Source organism: Acinetobacter sp. KB005 (genome assembly GCF_049949095.1).
GTDB lineage: Bacteria > Pseudomonadota > Gammaproteobacteria > Pseudomonadales > Moraxellaceae > Acinetobacter > Acinetobacter calcoaceticus.
On record NZ_CP188191.1, the window covers coordinates 1,763,308 to 1,781,177 of the forward strand.

At 41.7% G+C, this 17,870-nt stretch carries 16 protein-coding genes; 8 read left to right on the forward strand and 8 right to left on the reverse strand.

Annotated features, from left to right (window positions below):
- Window positions 1-4: 4 nt before the first annotated feature.
- Window positions 5-403 carry an outer membrane protein assembly factor BamE gene (locus ACPF64_RS08610; RefSeq protein ID WP_003653245.1) on the reverse strand — a complete coding sequence of 133 codons (399 nt, stop codon included), beginning with the start codon at window positions 401-403 and terminating at the stop codon, window positions 5-7.
- A gap of 111 nt (window positions 404-514) precedes the next feature.
- On the opposite strand from ACPF64_RS08610, the gene fur reads away from it, so the two are divergent.
- The gene (gene fur, locus ACPF64_RS08615) at window positions 515-952 is read left to right on the forward strand and encodes a ferric iron uptake transcriptional regulator (protein WP_003653242.1); all 438 of its coding nucleotides are present in this window, start codon (window positions 515-517) and stop codon (window positions 950-952) included.
- A gap of 69 nt (window positions 953-1,021) precedes the next feature.
- Here fur and ACPF64_RS08620 read toward each other — a convergent pair whose 3' ends face one another.
- Both ACPF64_RS08620 and ACPF64_RS08625 read right to left on the reverse strand, forming a co-directional pair.
- Window positions 1,022-2,140 (reverse strand): PilT/PilU family type 4a pilus ATPase, encoded by a 1,119-nt coding sequence (locus tag ACPF64_RS08620; RefSeq protein ID WP_004641663.1) that lies wholly within the window; start codon window positions 2,138-2,140, stop codon window positions 1,022-1,024.
- A gap of 19 nt (window positions 2,141-2,159) precedes the next feature.
- Window positions 2,160-3,197, reverse strand: a complete 1,038-nt coding sequence (locus tag ACPF64_RS08625; protein WP_003653239.1) for a type IV pilus twitching motility protein PilT — start codon at window positions 3,195-3,197, stop codon at window positions 2,160-2,162.
- A 126-nt stretch (window positions 3,198-3,323) separates the two neighbouring features.
- Here ACPF64_RS08625 and ACPF64_RS08630 point away from each other — a divergent pair, with 126 nt between their 5' ends.
- Window positions 3,324-4,016, forward strand: a complete 693-nt coding sequence (locus ACPF64_RS08630) for a YggS family pyridoxal phosphate-dependent enzyme (protein WP_426456005.1) — start codon at window positions 3,324-3,326, stop codon at window positions 4,014-4,016.
- Between the two features lie 200 nt (window positions 4,017-4,216).
- Here ACPF64_RS08630 and ACPF64_RS08635 read toward each other — a convergent pair whose 3' ends face one another.
- Together ACPF64_RS08635 and ACPF64_RS08640 are read right to left on the reverse strand one after the other, a co-directional pair.
- Window positions 4,217-7,813 carry an AAA family ATPase gene (locus ACPF64_RS08635; protein ID WP_426456006.1) on the reverse strand — a complete coding sequence of 1,199 codons (3,597 nt, stop codon included), beginning with the start codon at window positions 7,811-7,813 and terminating at the stop codon, window positions 4,217-4,219.
- Between the two features lie 9 nt (window positions 7,814-7,822).
- Window positions 7,823-9,091 (reverse strand): exonuclease SbcCD subunit D, encoded by a 1,269-nt coding sequence (locus ACPF64_RS08640; protein WP_426456007.1) that lies wholly within the window; start codon window positions 9,089-9,091, stop codon window positions 7,823-7,825.
- Between the two features lie 164 nt (window positions 9,092-9,255).
- On the opposite strand from ACPF64_RS08640, the gene ACPF64_RS08645 reads away from it, so the two are divergent.
- Entirely contained in the window at window positions 9,256-9,732 is a 477-nt protein-coding gene (locus ACPF64_RS08645) for an OsmC family protein (protein ID WP_017388669.1), read from the forward strand.
- Between the two features lie 71 nt (window positions 9,733-9,803).
- On the opposite strand, the gene ACPF64_RS08650 is transcribed toward ACPF64_RS08645, so the two are convergent.
- A complete protein-coding gene (locus ACPF64_RS08650; RefSeq protein WP_426456008.1) occupies window positions 9,804-10,181 on the reverse strand; it encodes a VOC family protein in 378 nt (125 codons plus the stop codon).
- 380 nt (window positions 10,182-10,561) lie between these two features.
- On the opposite strand from ACPF64_RS08650, the gene ACPF64_RS08655 reads away from it, so the two are divergent.
- The gene (locus tag ACPF64_RS08655; RefSeq protein WP_004641670.1) at window positions 10,562-11,011 is read left to right on the forward strand and encodes an ABZJ_00895 family protein; all 450 of its coding nucleotides are present in this window, start codon (window positions 10,562-10,564) and stop codon (window positions 11,009-11,011) included.
- Between the two features lie 86 nt (window positions 11,012-11,097).
- Window positions 11,098-12,003: a TIGR01777 family oxidoreductase gene (locus ACPF64_RS08660; RefSeq protein WP_426456009.1), complete on the forward strand. Its 906-nt coding sequence runs from the start codon at window positions 11,098-11,100 to the stop codon at window positions 12,001-12,003.
- On the opposite strand, the gene ACPF64_RS08665 is transcribed toward ACPF64_RS08660, so the two are convergent.
- Together ACPF64_RS08665 and hemB are read right to left on the reverse strand one after the other, a co-directional pair.
- Window positions 11,995-13,110 (reverse strand): NAD(P)/FAD-dependent oxidoreductase, encoded by a 1,116-nt coding sequence (locus tag ACPF64_RS08665; RefSeq protein WP_426456010.1) that lies wholly within the window; start codon window positions 13,108-13,110, stop codon window positions 11,995-11,997. The two genes, ACPF64_RS08660 and ACPF64_RS08665, sit on opposite strands and share 9 nt — an antisense overlap.
- A gap of 25 nt (window positions 13,111-13,135) precedes the next feature.
- Window positions 13,136-14,149, reverse strand: a complete 1,014-nt coding sequence (hemB, locus tag ACPF64_RS08670) for a porphobilinogen synthase (RefSeq protein ID WP_426456124.1) — start codon at window positions 14,147-14,149, stop codon at window positions 13,136-13,138.
- Window positions 14,150-14,291: 142 nt separating this feature from the next.
- Between hemB and ACPF64_RS08675 the strand changes: the two genes are divergently transcribed.
- The 3 genes from ACPF64_RS08675 to ACPF64_RS08685 all read left to right on the forward strand — a co-directional run bounded on the left by ACPF64_RS08675 (window position 14,292) and on the right by ACPF64_RS08685 (window position 17,742).
- Window positions 14,292-14,789 carry a thioesterase family protein gene (locus ACPF64_RS08675; protein WP_004641674.1) on the forward strand — a complete coding sequence of 166 codons (498 nt, stop codon included), beginning with the start codon at window positions 14,292-14,294 and terminating at the stop codon, window positions 14,787-14,789.
- A 268-nt stretch (window positions 14,790-15,057) separates the two neighbouring features.
- Window positions 15,058-16,209 (forward strand): EmrA/EmrK family multidrug efflux transporter periplasmic adaptor subunit, encoded by a 1,152-nt coding sequence (locus ACPF64_RS08680; protein ID WP_005042593.1) that lies wholly within the window; start codon window positions 15,058-15,060, stop codon window positions 16,207-16,209.
- Window positions 16,210-16,215: 6 nt separating this feature from the next.
- Window positions 16,216-17,742, forward strand: a complete 1,527-nt coding sequence (locus ACPF64_RS08685) for a DHA2 family efflux MFS transporter permease subunit (protein ID WP_017388673.1) — start codon at window positions 16,216-16,218, stop codon at window positions 17,740-17,742.
- Window positions 17,743-17,870 lie beyond the last annotated feature (128 nt).

The window sequence follows — 17,870 nt, forward strand, 5'->3', positions numbered from 1 at the left end:
ACGATTATAGTGGTGGGGCAGTTAAAATCGCTTCTTTAGAAGCAGGTAAACCTGGTTGCGATTCTGGAATAGTTTCTAAACCTTCAATTTTAGTTACTGTGCCAGTGCCATCAAAGTAAATTTTTAAATGCTGACCATGTGCTGCAGGAATTTTTGCCTTTTTAGCATAAGTTCCCGGGATATAGTTGTAAATGTAGTCCCAGCGTTGAGGATTGAGGGGATCAGTCACAGTTGGACTACCAAGCAAAAAACGCACTTGCTGGAAATTCATGCCGACTTGTACTTGAGAGGCCTGAGCTTTGGTCAAAGGAGTCCCTTGAGGAATATCAACCTTATATACACCAAAGATTGAACAACCAGCAAGGAGTGAAGTGACTAATAACGTCAGCACGAGTTTTTGCATTTTGCTACACTATCCCAATAAATTATGATGCATTTGATCAAAGGATAGATCATACTTCATCTAAATTCTATTGCCTATTCCAACTTGAGATTTGTTGAGAGACCTTTTTTCATGCCTATTTCCAATCAAGATTTGCGCAAAGCTGGACTTAAAGTTACCCTTCCACGAATTAAGATTTTGGAATTATTAGAAAATTCAAAGCAACATCATCTTAGTGCTGAAGATATTTACAAGACTTTGTTAGAACAAGGGGAAGATGTCGGTCTTGCGACAGTTTACCGTGTGTTAACACAATTTGAAGCTGCGGGTATCATTCAGCGCCATCATTTCGAAAATAATCATTCTGTTTTCGAAATTATGCAAGAAGATCATCATGATCATTTGGTTTGCTATAATTGCAACAAAGTTATTGAATTTACTAATGATGTTATCGAGAAGGAACAGCATGCTGTAGCAGAACAACATGGGTTTACCTTAACAGGTCACTCATTAAACCTCTACGGTTACTGTAACGAACCTGAGTGTCAGGAAGTGTTGCGCAAGAAATAATCGTTTTCACATAAAGAAAACAAATAAAAAAGGAAGGTTACGTTTAACCTTCCTTTTTTTATGAAGAAATTACTGTCGGTCGAAGGTTAAATGCTGATTTGTGCCTGCAATTTGATCAGGTCCTTCTTCGGCAAGCTTAATGGTCAAACGCAAATCGTTCGGTGAGTCGGCATGTTTTAATGCATCTTTATAGGTAATTTGGCCTGCTTTATAGAGATCAAACAATGCTTGGTCAAAGGTTTGCATACCCAGTTCACGCGAACGTTTCATTAAATCTTTAATTTCATGAATTTCGCCTTTACGAATGTAGTCTGAAATTAATGGCGAGTTAATCAAAATCTCAATGGCTGCACGACGTGAATTGCCATCTGGTGTTGGAATAAGTTGCTGCGCAATCATGGCCTTTAAGTTAAGCGATAAGTCCATGTAAAGCTGACTGTGGCGGTCACTTTCAAAGAAGTGAATAATACGATCGAGCGCTTGGTTGGCGTTGTTAGCGTGCATCGTAGCCAATACAAGGTGACCTGTTTCAGCAAAGCCAATCGCGTAGTCCATAACTTCACGAGATCGAATCTCACCAATCAAGATTACATCCGGTGCTTGTCGCAAAGTATTCTTTAAAGCAATTTCAAATGAGTCTGTATCGATCCCGACTTCACGTTGGGTAATGATGCAGCCCGCATGTTCATGAATAAACTCGATTGGGTCTTCAATGGTAATGATATGACCTTTAGTATTGTGATTGCGATAGCTGATCATTGAAGCCAATGAAGTCGACTTACCAGTACCTGTTGCACCAACAAAAATAATGATGCCGCGTTTGGTCATTGATAAATCTTTAAGAACGGGCGGTAACTGCAAGTCATCAATGGAAGGAATTTTAGTTTCAATTCGACGTAGTACCATGCCTGGCATGTCACGCTGCTGAAAAGCGCTCACACGAAAGCGGGCCGTTTTATCACGGTTCATAATGGCAAAGTTACATTCACGAGTGTCCGCAAATTCTTTGCGCTGCTTTTCGCTCATGATGGAATGTAATAGTTGGCCAATAACATCCCCTGAAAGACTATTTTTTGAAATTGGAACAATTTGCCCGTTAATTTTCATAGATGGCGCAACACCATCTGTAATAAAAAGGTCGGATGATTTTTTTTCAACCATGAGGTTGAGTAGGTCATTAAAATCCATATTTATTCTCTAATTATTTTTATAGGAAGGATTCAGGCTGTTTTGCAGCAGTACGTGCAGTTTGTGGGCTAATCACACCACGAGATACCAAACCTTTTAAGCTTTGGTCGAGTGTCGTCATGCCATGATTTGCACCAGTCTGAATTGATGAATACATTTGTGCGACTTTATTTTCACGAATTAAGTTACGGATGGCAGGAATACCAATCATAATTTCATGTGCTGCGACACGTCCGCCGCCATTCTTTTTAAGTAGGGTTTGCGAAATAACAGCCTGTAAAGATTCAGATAACATGGCACGAACCATGTCTTTTTCTTCGGCAGGGAATACGTCAATCACACGGTCAATGGTTTTTGCAGCAGAAGTCGTATGGAGCGTACCAAATACCAAGTGACCAGTTTCAGCAGCGGTAAGTGCTAAACGAATGGTTTCAAGGTCACGCATCTCACCGACTAAAATAATATCGGGGTCTTCACGCAGTGCCGAACGTAGTGCTTCATTAAAGCCATGCGTATCACGATGTACTTCACGCTGGTTAATCAAACATTTCTTCGACTGGTGTACAAATTCGATTGGGTCTTCAACTGTTAAAATATGGTCATAACGATTTTCGTTGATATAGTCCATCATCGCTGCAAGCGTGGTTGATTTCCCCGAACCTGTTGGTCCTGTAACTAACACAATGCCACGTGGGTAATCACAAATATCTTTAAAGATTTGCCCTAAGCCTAAATCTTCCATCGTGAGTACTTTTGATGGAATGGTACGAAATACTGCGCCCGCACCGCGGTTCTGGTTAAATGCATTGACACGAAAACGCGCAACATTTGGAACTTCAAAAGAAAAGTCTGTTTCGAGCTTTTCTTCATAGTCACGACGTTGTTTATCATTCATGATGTCATAGACTAGGCGGTGAACATCTTTGTGGTCTAAAGCTGGTAAGTTAATGCGACGGACTTCGCCATCCACGCGAATCATTGGTGGCATGCCAGCAGATAAGTGTAAATCGGACGCGCCATTTTTCACAGAGAAAGCGAGTAGCTCTGTAATATCCATAATTTCCCCAAGTAAATCAAAATATGTCATTATTTTGTAGAATAATATACGGCTTTCACTGAGGCTTACCAACACCTCGCTTTAGGTGAAAAGCAAAAAAGTTTTTTGAAAATGAGAACCTTGTCAATGAATTACCTGCAAGATGCGCGACAGCACGTATTACAGCAAATCCAGCGTGCTTGTGAACATGCTCAGCGTGCGCCTGAAACTGTGCAACTTTTAGCCGTATCAAAAACACATGCAAGTGAAAGTTTGCGTGAAATGTATGCAGCAGGGCAAAGAGCATTTGGCGAAAACTATTTACAGGAAGCTTTGGAAAAAATTGAAGCTTTACAAGATTTAGAAATTGAATGGCACTTTATTGGTCATGTTCAGCGGAACAAGACTAAAAATTTGGCTGAAAAATTTGATTGGGTACACGGTGTAGATCGTTTAATTATTGCTGAACGATTATCTAATCAAAGGCTTCAAGATCAATCTGACTTAAATATTTGTTTGCAAGTGAATATTGACGGGCAAGATAGTAAAGATGGTTGTGCACCAGATGAGGTTGCCGAGTTAGTTGCTCAAATTAGCCAATTACCCAAAATCAGACTACGCGGTTTGATGGTGATTCCTGCACCTGATAATACTGCCGCTTTTGCAGATGCCAAGCGTTTGTTTGATGAGGTGAGAGAAAAACATGCTCACCCTGAAGACTGGGATACTTTAAGCATGGGAATGTCAGGTGATTTAGAGGCTGCAATAGCCGCAGGTTCAACCATGGTACGTGTAGGGACAGCTTTATTTGGTGCTAGAGACTATTCGCAAAAAGGATGATGTACGCTATTTCGTACGTTCATTGCGTCCTTTTGCGGCTATGGCGGAAAGTGGTTTTCACTTATTATGAATTCATCAGGAGACAGGATGTTTCTAAGAATAACAATAAACAGTGATGAATGGATGCATACAGGTACGACAGGAGTTATACCAACGCAGATTCTAAAAAAGCCCCGACAGGATGTCGGGGCTTTTTAGTTTTAACCAATGACCTCGATGGTACTTGCGCCAGCACCAAGTGGTTTCACTTGAATTTGTACAGGAATACGCTCATGCATTTCTTGAATGTGCGAGATGAGAACAACCTGACGACCCTGATTTTGTAATTGATCTAAAGCATTCATCACCATATGCAAAGAAGATGCATCTAAGGTTCCAAAACCTTCATCAATAAACAGAGATTCAATTTTCATTGAACCTGAAGCCATATTGGCAATAGCTAAAGATAAGGCGAGGGCTGTTAAGAAGGATTCACCGCCAGATAAAGACGAAACCGAACGCATTTCTCCGTCCATATCGTGGTCGATAATGGCAAGACTTAAAGATTGGTCGAGACGTTTTAACGTATAGCGTTGAGAAAGCATCGCCAGTTGCTGATTCGCATGTTCCACTAAAATATCCAGATGATATTGCTGGGCATAGTCACGGAACTCTTTGCCTTTGGCATCGCCAATCAGACCTGAAATTTTGCTCCAGCGATGTTCTTCTTGCTGAATGTTTTGAATTTGTTCAGCATATTGTTGCTGTTTCGCAAGGTTTTGCTGGTGCAGCTCTAACTTCAGTTTGAGCTGATCACGAACTTCCAGTTGGGCTTTAAGCTCTGCAATATTGTCTTGAATCAGGTTCAGGAGCTTTTCAAATTCAATATCTGGTTGAGTTTGTAAGTGATCAGTCAATTGCTCTTGCATAGTCTTAAGGGCAGATGAAGTTTCACTGAGTAGACGTTCTGCCTGATTAAGACGGTTACGGATATCTTGCTCTTGTGCTGAATTAATCTGTATGAGCGCCGTAAAGTCCTGCGCTTGAAAATCAGAATGCTCGTTTAACCAGCTTTGAATTTGCGCATTAATCTGTTGTTGATGTTGCTCGGTGTGTTGATGTTGATGCTTGAGCTGATCTAGCGCCTGTTTTTGTTGCTCGAAGTGCTGTCTGGTCTGTTCAAAACGTTGTTTAGACGCATGATAAGCCGTTTGTTGATGCTGACGTTTGGCATCATGCTCCATTAACCAATCATGAGGCTTAAGGTTAGAAAGGCCTGTCATTTGCTGAATGAGCGATACCGCTCTTTCATTATTTTGTTGCCCCTTGAGCGTAATGTCTTTGAGATTTTGGTCGATCTCATTAATTTGTTTGGTCATTTGCTCAAGGTTGGCAGCCATCATTTTAAGTTCTTGTTGTTGCTGTTCAAAACGCTGAGAAAGCTGTTCTTGTTGTTCAAGTTGCTTGGCACGTGCATCAAGCATAGACCAAGTTTGTTTAGCCGTTTGGCTACTCGACTGCTGCCATGCGTGCTGCTCGGACTCAGATAAGCACTGAACAATATGCTGAACTTGCTGTTGCCATTGCTGTGCCGTATTGAGCAAGCTTTCATTACGCTGAATATGTTGAAGCAACTGGTTCTGCTGCTTAATCGCTTGGGTTAAACGCAAGTTTTCTGAGTCAAATGAACTTATTGCAGTTTGAGCGGTTTGTCTGAGCTCATTAAGCGTTTGTAAGATTTGTTCTGGAGGTTGAGCAAGATCAATTTGCAATTGGTTGAGACTTAACTGCTGAACAAGATCTTGCTGCAAGTTTGCTTGTTTGGCTTTAAGTTGAGATAAATATTTTTGAACTTGTTCGAGCTCGGCACGACACTGGGTAAGTATCTGCTGTTCGCTTTGCCACGTGTTAAATTTAGTTTGCTCTAGCGCTACTGCCTGTTGTTCTTGTTGTTGCTGCAAGTCGAATAAGGCCTTGGAAACTGTGCTGTCATCAATACGGTAGGGGTGATGCGTGCTGCCACAGACTAAACAAGCTTCGCCTTCTTTAAGATTGGCACGTAACTGCTCAATATTCTCTGTATGTAATAAGCGTTGCTGTTGCAAAATTTGCTGTAATTTTTCACGCTCTATTTTTGCTGTTTGGTAGTCTTGCTCAGCTAACTGGCAAACGGTTTTTAGCTGCTGTTCTTGAGCTGAGGTTTGGCTATGTTTTTCGGTGAACTGCTGAAGCTCAGCATATAGCTCATGATAAATTTTAACTTTTTGTTGAATGAGGTCTAGCTGAGTAATTTGAGTAAGTTTTTGTTCTTTATCTTTACGCTGTTGCTCAAGTTTTACCTCAATCTGTTCAACTGTCCCCACCGAAGTCGTCAGTTGTTCAAGTTCACTTTTAGCTTCCGATAGTTTTTGACGAGCTAGAGTAGGGTTTCCAAGCTGTTGTTCAATCGCTTCGTAGTTTTGAATAAATTGCCCGAGTTGATGTAAATGTGCTGAAAGGCCTTTATCTAATACAGCATATTGCCCAGTCTGAGTAAGCTGTTGTTGCAGATGTGCCTGATTTTGTTGAAGCTGCTCAATCTGTTGTTGAACCGTGTTTTGCTGTTGTTGCAACGGGCTGAGTTTCTGCTCTAGAACATTTCTTTTTTCTTTGCACTTTTTATATTCATCTGCAATAAATGTGCGCTCTTGAATAGACTGTCGAACCTGATTTAAAGCAGGTTGATGCTGTTGCTCAAAATCGAGCGTTTGTTTGAGTTCTTGCTCTGCTGATTGATATTGTTTTTGTCCAGTTTCAAAAATTTGCACCAAATCATTAAACTTAATTTGAGCTTGCTGAATTTGCGGCTCAAGTTGTTGTAGGGTTTGTAAATTTTGAGTCTGCTGAAAGACCTGTGGGCGTATTTCAGAGAAAACTTCGAGTCGTTTTAATTGCTCACGTTCACCCGTAAGTTGCTGATGATGGTTTTGCTGGGTTTGAAACTGTTGCTGTTTAGCTTGAACCTCAAGCTCAAGTTTGGCTTTGCGTTCAAACCATTGTTGTTGTTTATCCAACACATTTTTTTGTTGTTCTAATTTTTGATAGTTCTCTTGAGCTTGTTGATATTGTTCGGTAAATGCTGAGATTTCTTCATCAGATAAAATCTCAATATGACCTAAAAACTCTTCAAGCTGTTTACGCTGTTTGGCAATATCTGCTGTTTTACGAAAAGCTAGTTCACCAATTTTGGCAAAAATGCTGGAGTTTGTCAGGTACTCAAGTAGTTCACCGCGTTCACTATCTCGTGCTTTTAAAAACGCCGTGACTTCTGATTGGGCAAGTAAAACAGCACGAGTAAATTGTTCAAATGAAAGCTGGGTGATTTGTTTAACTTTTTCATCAACTGCTTTGGCTTTGTCTGCAAGCACCACACCATCGGTCAGGCATTTTAAGTGGCGTTGCACACTTTGTAATTTACCATTCGGATTTTCACGCGCACGTTTAATTTCCCAGCGTGCTAAATAGCGTTTTTGATCTTGTGCAATAAAACAAAGTTCAGCAAAACCATGCCCTGTACCGCGGCGTAATACAGTCAAAGGTGAATTGGTCAGTAACTCTGAACCATCAACATCTTTTAATTTACCATCGCTGTCTTTAAGGCGAGGAACCCGATTAAACAAGGCCAGACACATCGCATCTAAAATGGTCGACTTACCTGCGCCTGTTTTTCCCACAATGGCAATTAAGCCTGCGTGAGCTAGAGGCGCGTTTTCAAAATCAATAAAGTGCTCGTCAGAAAGAGATGCCAGATTTTTTATACGAATAGATAAAATTTTCATGACATATCCTTAAGGAGTTGCATCGTTTTCAAGATTTTTTTGTGCTTCTTGTACCAGACTCAGAAAATCTTTTAAGACTGCATCATCTGCGCTGTAACCTTGTTTTTCCCAGATATTTTGAAAGAGTTTTTCTGGTGTTGGGGGTTCAAGTGCAATTTGCTGAGTTGTATCGGTGTCCGAAGCATCTTGGCTCACATATTGACGTGAAATACGCACTAAACGATAGCGGTCAGGTGGCAATGCGGCTTCAAACTGTTGGCGTAAATTAGGCTGTGGTGGCGTTAAACTATAATATTCAATATCGACATATTCACGATGGTCAATATTTTCAACAATGCCGTGAGGCAAGGCTTTGAGTTGTTGCAGCACTTCGTTTAACTCACCACGAATGCGATGTAATTGGATACAACGCGGAATTTCAACAGCTTCAAACTGCAAACGGTGATCTGTCTCTTGAGCAGGGTCAATTTTGACTTCAACCACTTGGTGTTTATAGTTAATTTCACTAAAAGAAAGTGGAATAGGTGAACCGCTATAACGAATGTGCGGCTGACCCACTTTTTGTGGTTTGTGCAAATGCCCTAAAGCCACGTAATCAATTGCGTCTTCAAATAAAGTCGTTGAAAGTGCCTCTTCATTACCAATAATAATTGGGCGTTCAGAGTCGGATGTTTCTCCACCTTGCATATGAGCATGCGACATCAAAATAAGCGCTTGGTCTGGTGTTTTACGACGTTTAGCTTCAGCAATCAGTTGTTCATGCAAATAGGCAATTGCATTTTTGCTATTGGTGGTATGTTCATTAAAGCCCGTAATTTCTGCCGAACGTAAAAAAGGTAGGGCAAGGCACCATGCCACAATTTCTTGATTTTGATTATAAATAGGCAACAGCAGACGATCGAGATCTAGAGTTTTATCTTCATTCCAGCGAACCACGCCCACGGTTTTTGCATTGTATTTTTCTAAAAGTGGTTCGACCTGTTCAATACGGTAGCCTGAGTCATGGTTACCCGCAATCATGAGCGTTTGCATGTGCGGTGCAACGCGATGTGCATCTGCTAAAAATTGATAGAGTTGTTTTTGTGCTTGTGAACCAGGATTAATCACATCAAAAATATCGCCGGCAATGAGCAGGGCATGCGGTTGTTTTTCTTGAATTTGAGTGAGTAACCAACTTAAAAATTGTTGGTGTTCGTAGTGTCGTGAATGATTATAAAAAAACTGCCCCAAATGCCAGTCAGAAGTATGTAGAAAATGTACGGACATAGAAACAGACATCAAGCCAAAGTAAACACAGATACGTTAGCATAAATTGGCAGGAGATTTTATCAAGACATTTTAAAGTGCTCGTTATTTAAGCCTAAGCTGAAATCTGAATTAATTTTGTCACTTTAAACTTTGCTTTGTTACTATCAGTTCAAACAATGAATCTTGAGAATAAAATGACCATTCATAAATACGAAGTGAAAATACAGTGGGAAGGTAATACAGGTACAGGCACTTCATCTTATCGTTCATATAAGCGCGATTTTAGTATTCAACATCCACAAAAAGCCACTATTCAAGGTTCATCAGACCCTGCCTATTTAGGCGATGTGACCAGATGGAATCCAGAAGATTTATTGGTTGCTTCTGCCTCAGCTTGTCATAAGCTGTGGTATTTACACCTATGTGCGGTTAATCATATTCATGTGTTGAGTTATGTCGATCATGCACTTGGCTTTATGGAAGATGCAGATCCAGTTAAACGTGGTCACTTTACTCAAATTATTTTAAAGCCAGCGGTTATTTTAGAAAAAGGTGCAGACCAAGAGCTTGCTGCAAAATTGCATGAAGAAGCGCATCACGAATGCATGATTGCCAATTCGGTTAATTTCCCAATTACATGTGAAGCCAGCTTTAGCTTTGCCGAAGAATAAATAGTAAATAGCCACCGATAACAAGGCGGTGGCTATAAATTAAACGTAAATAGAGTTGTTAAATAAAATCTTTAAGCTGCATTTTCATCAACTTGGAAAATACCAAAAACGTTATGGTCTAAATCGACAAAGTAACCATGCCAAGCACGACCGGGAATGGCGAATTTATCCATGGCGACAATGCCACCTTGCGCTAAAATTTTTGCAGCAACTTCATCAAAGTTTTCGACTTGAACCGAACAGGTAAATGCATTGGTGCCATATTCCATTGGAGGCGTTTGAGCGGGACGTTTTAAGAGACCACCCATGATTGATGGTGTTTCTATACGGTAATATTCAATTGGTAAGCTTTCATCGAGTTTAAATTGCCAGCCAAACACAGCATGATAAAACTGCGCGTCTCGGGCAGGATTGGAAGACTGGATTTCAAAATAGGCAATCGTGTTCATATTATTTAAATCATATTTTTATGGTGTAAAAAGTATACGCATAGCGTTTATAGCCAAGAAAGAACTATTGTGTATGTTGAGCGTAAAATAAATGAAGGTGCTAGAAAATAAAAACCGACGATTCGAGTGATGAGAGAATCGTCGGTCAAAAACTTCATCAAGGGTTTAGGCTGCTAACAAAACCAAATCTGAAGGAAGAAAAGAGTCGTAATGAAAGGTCACCGAAACAATTTTGCGGATGCCGTGCAAAGGAAGTATTCGGTTGCTGCGACCTTATTACCCTATATAACGTCAAGAGATTCGGATTGGTTGACAGAAAAATGAAAAAAAATCGAAAAAAATTTATAATTATTTTTTGAACCCATAAATTAGGCAAAAAGATGACCAAATTACGCTCTTACTTTCTCTGGTTTTTTGCTTTATGCATAGGACTCACCTTAATTGTAGGTGTGGTTGCAGCACTATTACCAGCGAGTGTAGGTGGTATTTTAACAGCCGTTCCATATTTAGGCGCAATGATTTTTGTCCTGTTTAAATTTTTAAAGAAAGAGCGCCGTGCACCGACTGTACAAGAAAAAAAGAAATTTACTTTAGGTTTTACCCTGATTTTTTGGGGCTATAACTTGTGTGGTGTTTTATTCGGCCTATTTTTATTTGCCAGAAAAGACCCAGAGATTTTGCAGAACTTTATGCTTTACCTTAAGCAGCCTCAGTTTTTAAGCATTATGCTCATTATGCTTTTAATGTTAGCGATCCCACTTTATTTGATTACCTATTGGTTTTATGGGAAACAGGCACAGCGTATGGCAAGCAAAATGTTTAATGTGTAATAGATCACTACAGAAACCGCTACGATTAAATATAAATGATTCTTATATAATTAACTAAAACTTGTGTCCTCAGTTTTGGAGGAAATATGAATAAGAATGTATTAATCACTGGTGCTAGTGGCTTTATAGGAACTCATTTAATTAAGTTCCTACTACAAAAAAATTATAACGTGATTGCTGTTACGCGGCAGGCTGGGAAGAAATCTGACCATTCTGCTTTACAGTGGGTGCAAAAGTTCGAAGATATTTTGACACGGCAAATTGACTATGTCGTGAATTTGGCGGGTGCAAATATTGGTGAAAAACGCTGGACCGAATCACGTAAAAAACAACTCATTAAAAGCCGAGTAAACACGACACAAAAGTTATATGCATGGCTAAAGCAAACTGAAATTTTTCCAGAAGTGATTGTTTCTGGCTCGGCCATTGGTTATTACGGTATAGATGTTGAAGAAAAGTGGGCAGAGGTGTGCACCGAAAAAAGTTCACCACAGCCTATTTTTATGTCCGAGCTTTGCCAAGAGTGGGAACATGCAGCTTTAGCAGATACTCAGCAAAATACTAAAATTATTCGCTTAGGTGTGGTGTTTGGGCAGGGTGGTGGCATCTTGCCTAAAATGTTGCTCCCTATTCGATTCAATTTAGTCGGCAAGATTGGTCACGGTCGACAGCCTGTAGTTTGGGTACACATTGAAGATGTGTTAAACGCAATCGAGTTTATATTTAAGCATCCTCAATCTGCCCAAATCCATAATGTAGTGGCGCCAGAAAATGTGACTCAACAAGCTTTTGTTGAACAAGCTGCTGCGGTACTCAATAAGAAACCGCTGTTGTCAGCACCCAGTACGGTTTTCCGCTGTTTGTTAGGGGAGCAATCGCAATTGATCTTAAATGGGCAATACGTTAAACCTGCTGCCTTACAAGCTGAAGGATTTGAGTTTGCATATCCTCAGTTAAAAATGGCTTTAGAGAATATACTCGCGTCAGGCTAAGATTTTATTTTGCAACCGCTCTGGTGAATATGCTTTTGCATCAACTAACGTTGGTTGACCCAGCATAAGCTGACGGAGCAATTGTGCTGAGCCTGCGCCCATGCATAAACCATTTCTAAAATGACCAAAGTTTGCCCAGAGGTTGTCCATTTCAGGCATTTTGCCAATGTATGGAACACCATTTGGTGAACTTGGTCTGAGGCCTGCCCAGCGCTGTACGATCGGGAAATCGGTCAGTTCAGGCACCATTTCTAAGCACGCTTCTAAAATATTGTGCTGGGTTGTTTCGTCGGTAGACGTGTCAAAACCACGATGCGCCATGCTAGACCCACACACAATATGACCGTCCATACGTGGAATCAAATACATCACTCGATTCATGCACATGGTCGGTAACCAGTGAGCAGGGGTTTTAAATAACAACATTTGACCTTGAACAGGTTCGACTGGAATTTCGAGTTGTAATTGTGAGTTCCAGTAATGGCTCCAAGCACCCGAAGTTATTACAAAATGATCTGCTGTATGTTTGCGACCATCTTCGGTTTGTAGTGCCTGTATAACATCATCCTGTTGAATCAGTTTTTTAACAGCAGAGTGCTCAAAAAATTCAACATTTGGATGTTGTTTTAAATAACTAATCAGGGACTGTAATACGCGTGGATTGCGAATATTAGACAGTTCAGGGAAATAAATAGCTTCTTGAAACTGATCGGATATATGCGGATTAACTTGCTCTAGGGCATCTCGCTGTAAATATTCACAGCGTTGCATGGGTTCTTGATGTTGCTCGGCGTAGGAAAGCCCAATGTCAAAATCTTCTTCATCAAAAATCAGCATGCCTGTGTCATGAATTTCAAAATCAATGCCTGTAACAGGGGAGAGTTTTTGGTTCCATGCTTGATAAGAGGCTTTACCAAATTGAGCAAGTTGGTTCACTGCATGCACATAGCGCCAAGGGTACATCGGAGAAAGAATACCTCCGCCAGCCCAAGAGGCTGCTTGTCCCGCTTGTTGTTGATCAAAAATGCTGACGGTACAGCCTTGTTCAACCAACTCCAGCGCAGACATTAATCCACTAATGCCCGCGCCAATGATTGCAATATGCATGCAGTGTTATCCTTTCTCTGCGAACTTAGTTCATTTCCTTGAGTTTTTCGGCAGCGGTTTCTGCAAAGTAAGTCCAGATCCCGTCGGCACCAGCGCGGCGGCAGCACATGAGTGATTCTAAAATGACAGAGTCTGATAACCAGCCATTTTGAATTGCGCCAGCTAACATCGCGTATTCGCCACTCACTTGATAAATGAATGTTGGAACACCAAAGGTATCTTTCACTTCACGTACCACATCCAGATATGGCATGCCCGGTTTTACAATCACCATGTCTGCGCCTTCTTGAATATCAAGCGCGATTTCATGTAAAGCTTCGGCACGGTTAGCAAAGTCCATCTGGTAGTTATATTTATTACCACCTTTAAGGTTGGATGCAGAGCCAACAGCATCACGGAACGGGCCATAGAAGCTCGACGCATATTTCGCAGAGTAGGCCATGATGTTGGTATAGATGTGACCGTTGGCTTCTAAAGCTTGACGAATTGCGCCAATACGACCATCCATCATGTCACTTGGTGCAACTACATCAGCACCTGCTTCTGCATGGCTCAATGCTTGTTTAATCAAGCATTTTACAGTCTCATCATTCAGCACATAGCCTGTCTCATCAATAATGCCGTCTTGACCATGAGTCGTGTATGGGTCGAGTGCGCCATCAGTAATTAACACCATTTCTGGTAATTCTTTTTTAAGTAAACGGCACGTGGTTTGGACTAAACCATCTTCATGCCATGCAGCTTCTGCGGTGAGGCTTTTATCTTCTTGAGGGGTAACTGGAAAAAGAGCCAGTTTTGATACGCCCAATTCCAGAAGTCTTTCAGCTTTTTTCAGTAATAAATCTGCCGACAAACGCTGAATGTTTGGCATACTTGGAATATCTTGGGTCTGATTTTGTCCCGGTAATACAAATACTGGATAAATCAAGTGATTGGTAGTGAGCTGTGTTTCGCTGACCATCGCACGCAACTGGTCATTTTTACGAATACGGCGCATGCGAGTGGCTGGAAATGCAGGACGATTGAACGTATAAGTCATAACAATCTCGATGTTCGGTATTACACTAGGATAGGTTGGCGGATATTCCATTACTGTCAACCGACTGCTGTATTGTAGCCCCATAATGCTGGATTTGTACAAAATTATGGGTGTTTATCATGCTTTTAAATTTAGGCAACGTATGAGTGATGAAAAGAAAAATTGGACTGGGAGCATTCATTTAGGTGCAAAAACTGACCTGAATGTAGTTCTTAAGCAATTATGTAAGGCGTTTAATAGCTCTCCTTTTTTTAAGCATAGTGGAATGATTATGCGTGTGGTGGACGGGCAGATTGAAGGCTATATCGAGATGCAACCCGACCTGATTGGCAATCTGGCATTTCAGATTTTGCATGGTGGCGTTGCTGCAACCTTGCTCGATAGCATTGGCGGTATTGTGGCAATGGAACACCTATATCGCCGTTCAACGCCGGAAACTTTAACCGAGACCATTAAGCAGGTGTCACGTTTGGCAACTGTCGACATGCGTGTAGATTATTTGGCGCCGGGGCGTGGTAAATACTTTATTGCACGTGCCGAAGTTCTGCGTTTAGGTCGTAAGGGTTGTACCATGCGTATGACCATGGTCAATGATGAAGGTAAAGCAATTGCTGCGGGTATTGCTTCATACGCCTATTAAATTGCCCATTTAAGTAGTTAAAAAGCGCCAAGTGCGCTTTTTTTAGTGTTTGAAAAGCAGAAATTTTCACAAAAACTTTGAGATAAACATTAATTTAATTAGAACGAACGCATTAGTTATAATTTTTTATTCTCATATCATGAGGTTTTAGCGTTAAAATTAGCTCCTTTGACAATGCGGTATGTCTTGTTTATAGAAAAATAAAAACTCTATAACAAGGTGTAGTGCGAGATTGATGGCAAAGCCAACCCATCTTTAGGAACATACCATGACTGATGCACAAAGCAATGTACAAGAAACAGTGCCAACAACATCTGCCTCGGATGACAACAATCAAAACAAGCGCAAAAAATTTCTTGGTTTTTTTGCGCTGATTTTATTGATCGCCGCTATTTTATATGCAATCTGGGCATTATTTTTAAATCATTCCGTGAGTACGGATAATGCCTATGTCGGTGCAGAAACGGCTCAAATCACTTCAATGGTAAGCGGGCAGGTCGCTCAGGTTGTGGTAAAAGATACCCAAACAGTACATCGTGGTGACGTGCTGGTTCGTATTGATGATCGTGATGCCAAAATTGCACTGGCGCAAGCTGAGGCAGAGCTTGCCAAAGCAAAACGCCAATACAAACAAACTGCGGCAAACAGTAGCTCTTTAAACTCTCAAGTTGTGGTACGTGCCGATGAAATTACCAGTGCCAAAGCACAAGTTGCTCAAGCACAGGCCGACTACGACAGAGCTGCTTTAGAGCTGAATCGTCGTGCGCAACTTGCCGCGTCTGGTGCAGTGTCTAAAGAAGAACTCACTAAATCACAAAGTGCAGTTGAAACAGCCAAAGCAGGGCTAGAGCTTGCTAAAGCAGGTTTAGCGCAAGCATCTTCAAGCCGTAAAGCTGCCGAAAGCACTTTTGCAGCGAACGAAGCTTTAATTCAGGGTGTAAGCGAGACTTCAACACCCGATGTACAAGTTGCACAAGCACATGTTGAACAAGCTCAGCTTGATTTAGAACGTACCGTGATTCGTGCGCCAGTTGATGGTGTGGTCACACGTCGTAATATTCAAGTGGGTCAACGCGTTGCACCGGGCACCAGCATGATGATGATTGTGCCGCTCAACGATTTATATGTAGATGCGAACTTTAAAGAAAGTCAGTTGAAAAAAGTCCGTCCGGGTCAAATCGTCACACTTACTTCAGATTTATATGGTGACGATGTTGAATATCACGGCAAAGTGATGGGCTTCTCTGGTGGTACAGGCTCTGCCTTTGCCTTAATTCCGGCTCAAAACGCAACAGGTAACTGGATTAAAGTGGTTCAACGCTTACCAGTTCGTATTGCACTTGACCCGAAAGAACTTGCTGAACACCCACTGCGTGTTGGCTTGTCGATGGAAGCAAAAGTCGACTTATCTGCGAAGTAAACGCTTATGAAAACGCAAACACCTTTTGCCGAGCTGAGCGGTGGCCGTTTATTACTGGCAGCGTTTGTTATTGCCTTGTCGAACTTTATGGTCGTACTCGATACGACCATTGCCAACGTATCTGTACCACACATTACCGGTAACCTTGCTGTTTCAAGTACACAAGGGACATGGGTCGTTACCTCGTATGCAGTTGCAGAAGCGATTTGTGTACCTTTAACGGGTTGGCTTGCGGGCCGCTTTGGAACCGTCCGAGTCTTTATTTTTGGCCTGATTGGTTTTACCATTTTTTCATTCTTGTGCGGCCTAGCAAACTCGTTAGGCATGCTGGTGTTTTTCCGTATTGGACAAGGTCTATGCGGTGGCCCACTTATGCCACTCAGCCAAACCTTGCTCATGCGTATTTTCCCTAAAGAAAAGCATGCACAGGCCATGGGCCTATGGGCAATGACTACCGTCGTTGGGCCAATTTTAGGACCAATTTTAGGTGGTCTGATTAGTGACAACCTTTCTTGGCACTGGATTTTCTTTATTAACATTCCGGTCGGCATTATTTGTGTTTTAGCGGCAATCCGTTTGCTCAAACCAGCCGAAACAGAAACGATTTCTTTAAGAATCGATACGGTCGGTTTAGGTCTGTTAATACTGTGGATTGGTGCGCTACAGCTCATGCTCGATTTAGGGCACGAACGCGATTGGTTTAACAGCACCAGCATTGTGGTACTTGCTTTAACCGCCGCCATTGGCTTTGTGGTGTTCCTCATATGGGAGCTGACCGACAAGCATCCCGTCGTGGATGTAAAAGTCTTTAGGCATAGGGGTTTTGCAATCTCAGTGTTAGCTCTGTCGCTGGGCTTTGGGGCTTTCTTTGGCAGTATTGTACTGATACCACAGTGGCTGCAAATGAACCTTTCCTACACCGCCACATGGGCCGGCTATTTAACTGCAACCATGGGCTTTGGTAGTTTGACCATGTCACCGATTGTGGCGAAGCTTTCGACCAAACATGACCCAAGAGCACTTGCAAGCTTTGGCCTGATTTTGCTGGGTGCTGTGACCCTAATGCGGGCGTTCTGGACCACAGATGCCGACTTTATGGCACTGGCGTGGCCACAAATCCTACAAGGTTTTGCCGTACCGTTCTTCTTTATTCCACTGTCAAACATTGCACTCGGTTCGGTGTTGCAGCAGGAAATTGCATCTGCTGCGGGTCTAATGAACTTCTTAAGAACCATGGCAGGGGCAATTGGTGCTTCAATTGCAGTCACGGTGTGGGACGACCACGCCAAAGTTGCGCGTAGTGAAATGGTGTCAAACCTAAATACTGCTGAAGTTCAAAATAACCTTTTGCAAAATGGTTTTACGGCTGACTCGACCTTAGGAATTATTTCAAACCTCGTTGATAAAGAAGCCATTACCATGTCGGCAAACCATGTATTTTTACTATTTGCGATGGTGTTTGTCTTTGCGGGGCTGGTCATTTGGCTGTGTCCAAAACCCAAAGGAGATGTCAGCGGAATGCCATCTCACTAAACATCAAAAGCATCTCTTCGGAGGTGCTTTTTTTAGCTCTATTAAAAAATAGAGCGAGTCGATAAATGGCAGATTTTGCCTGTATTTAGCGAAATAAAGCATGCCAGAATCGGGCAAATCAGTTATAA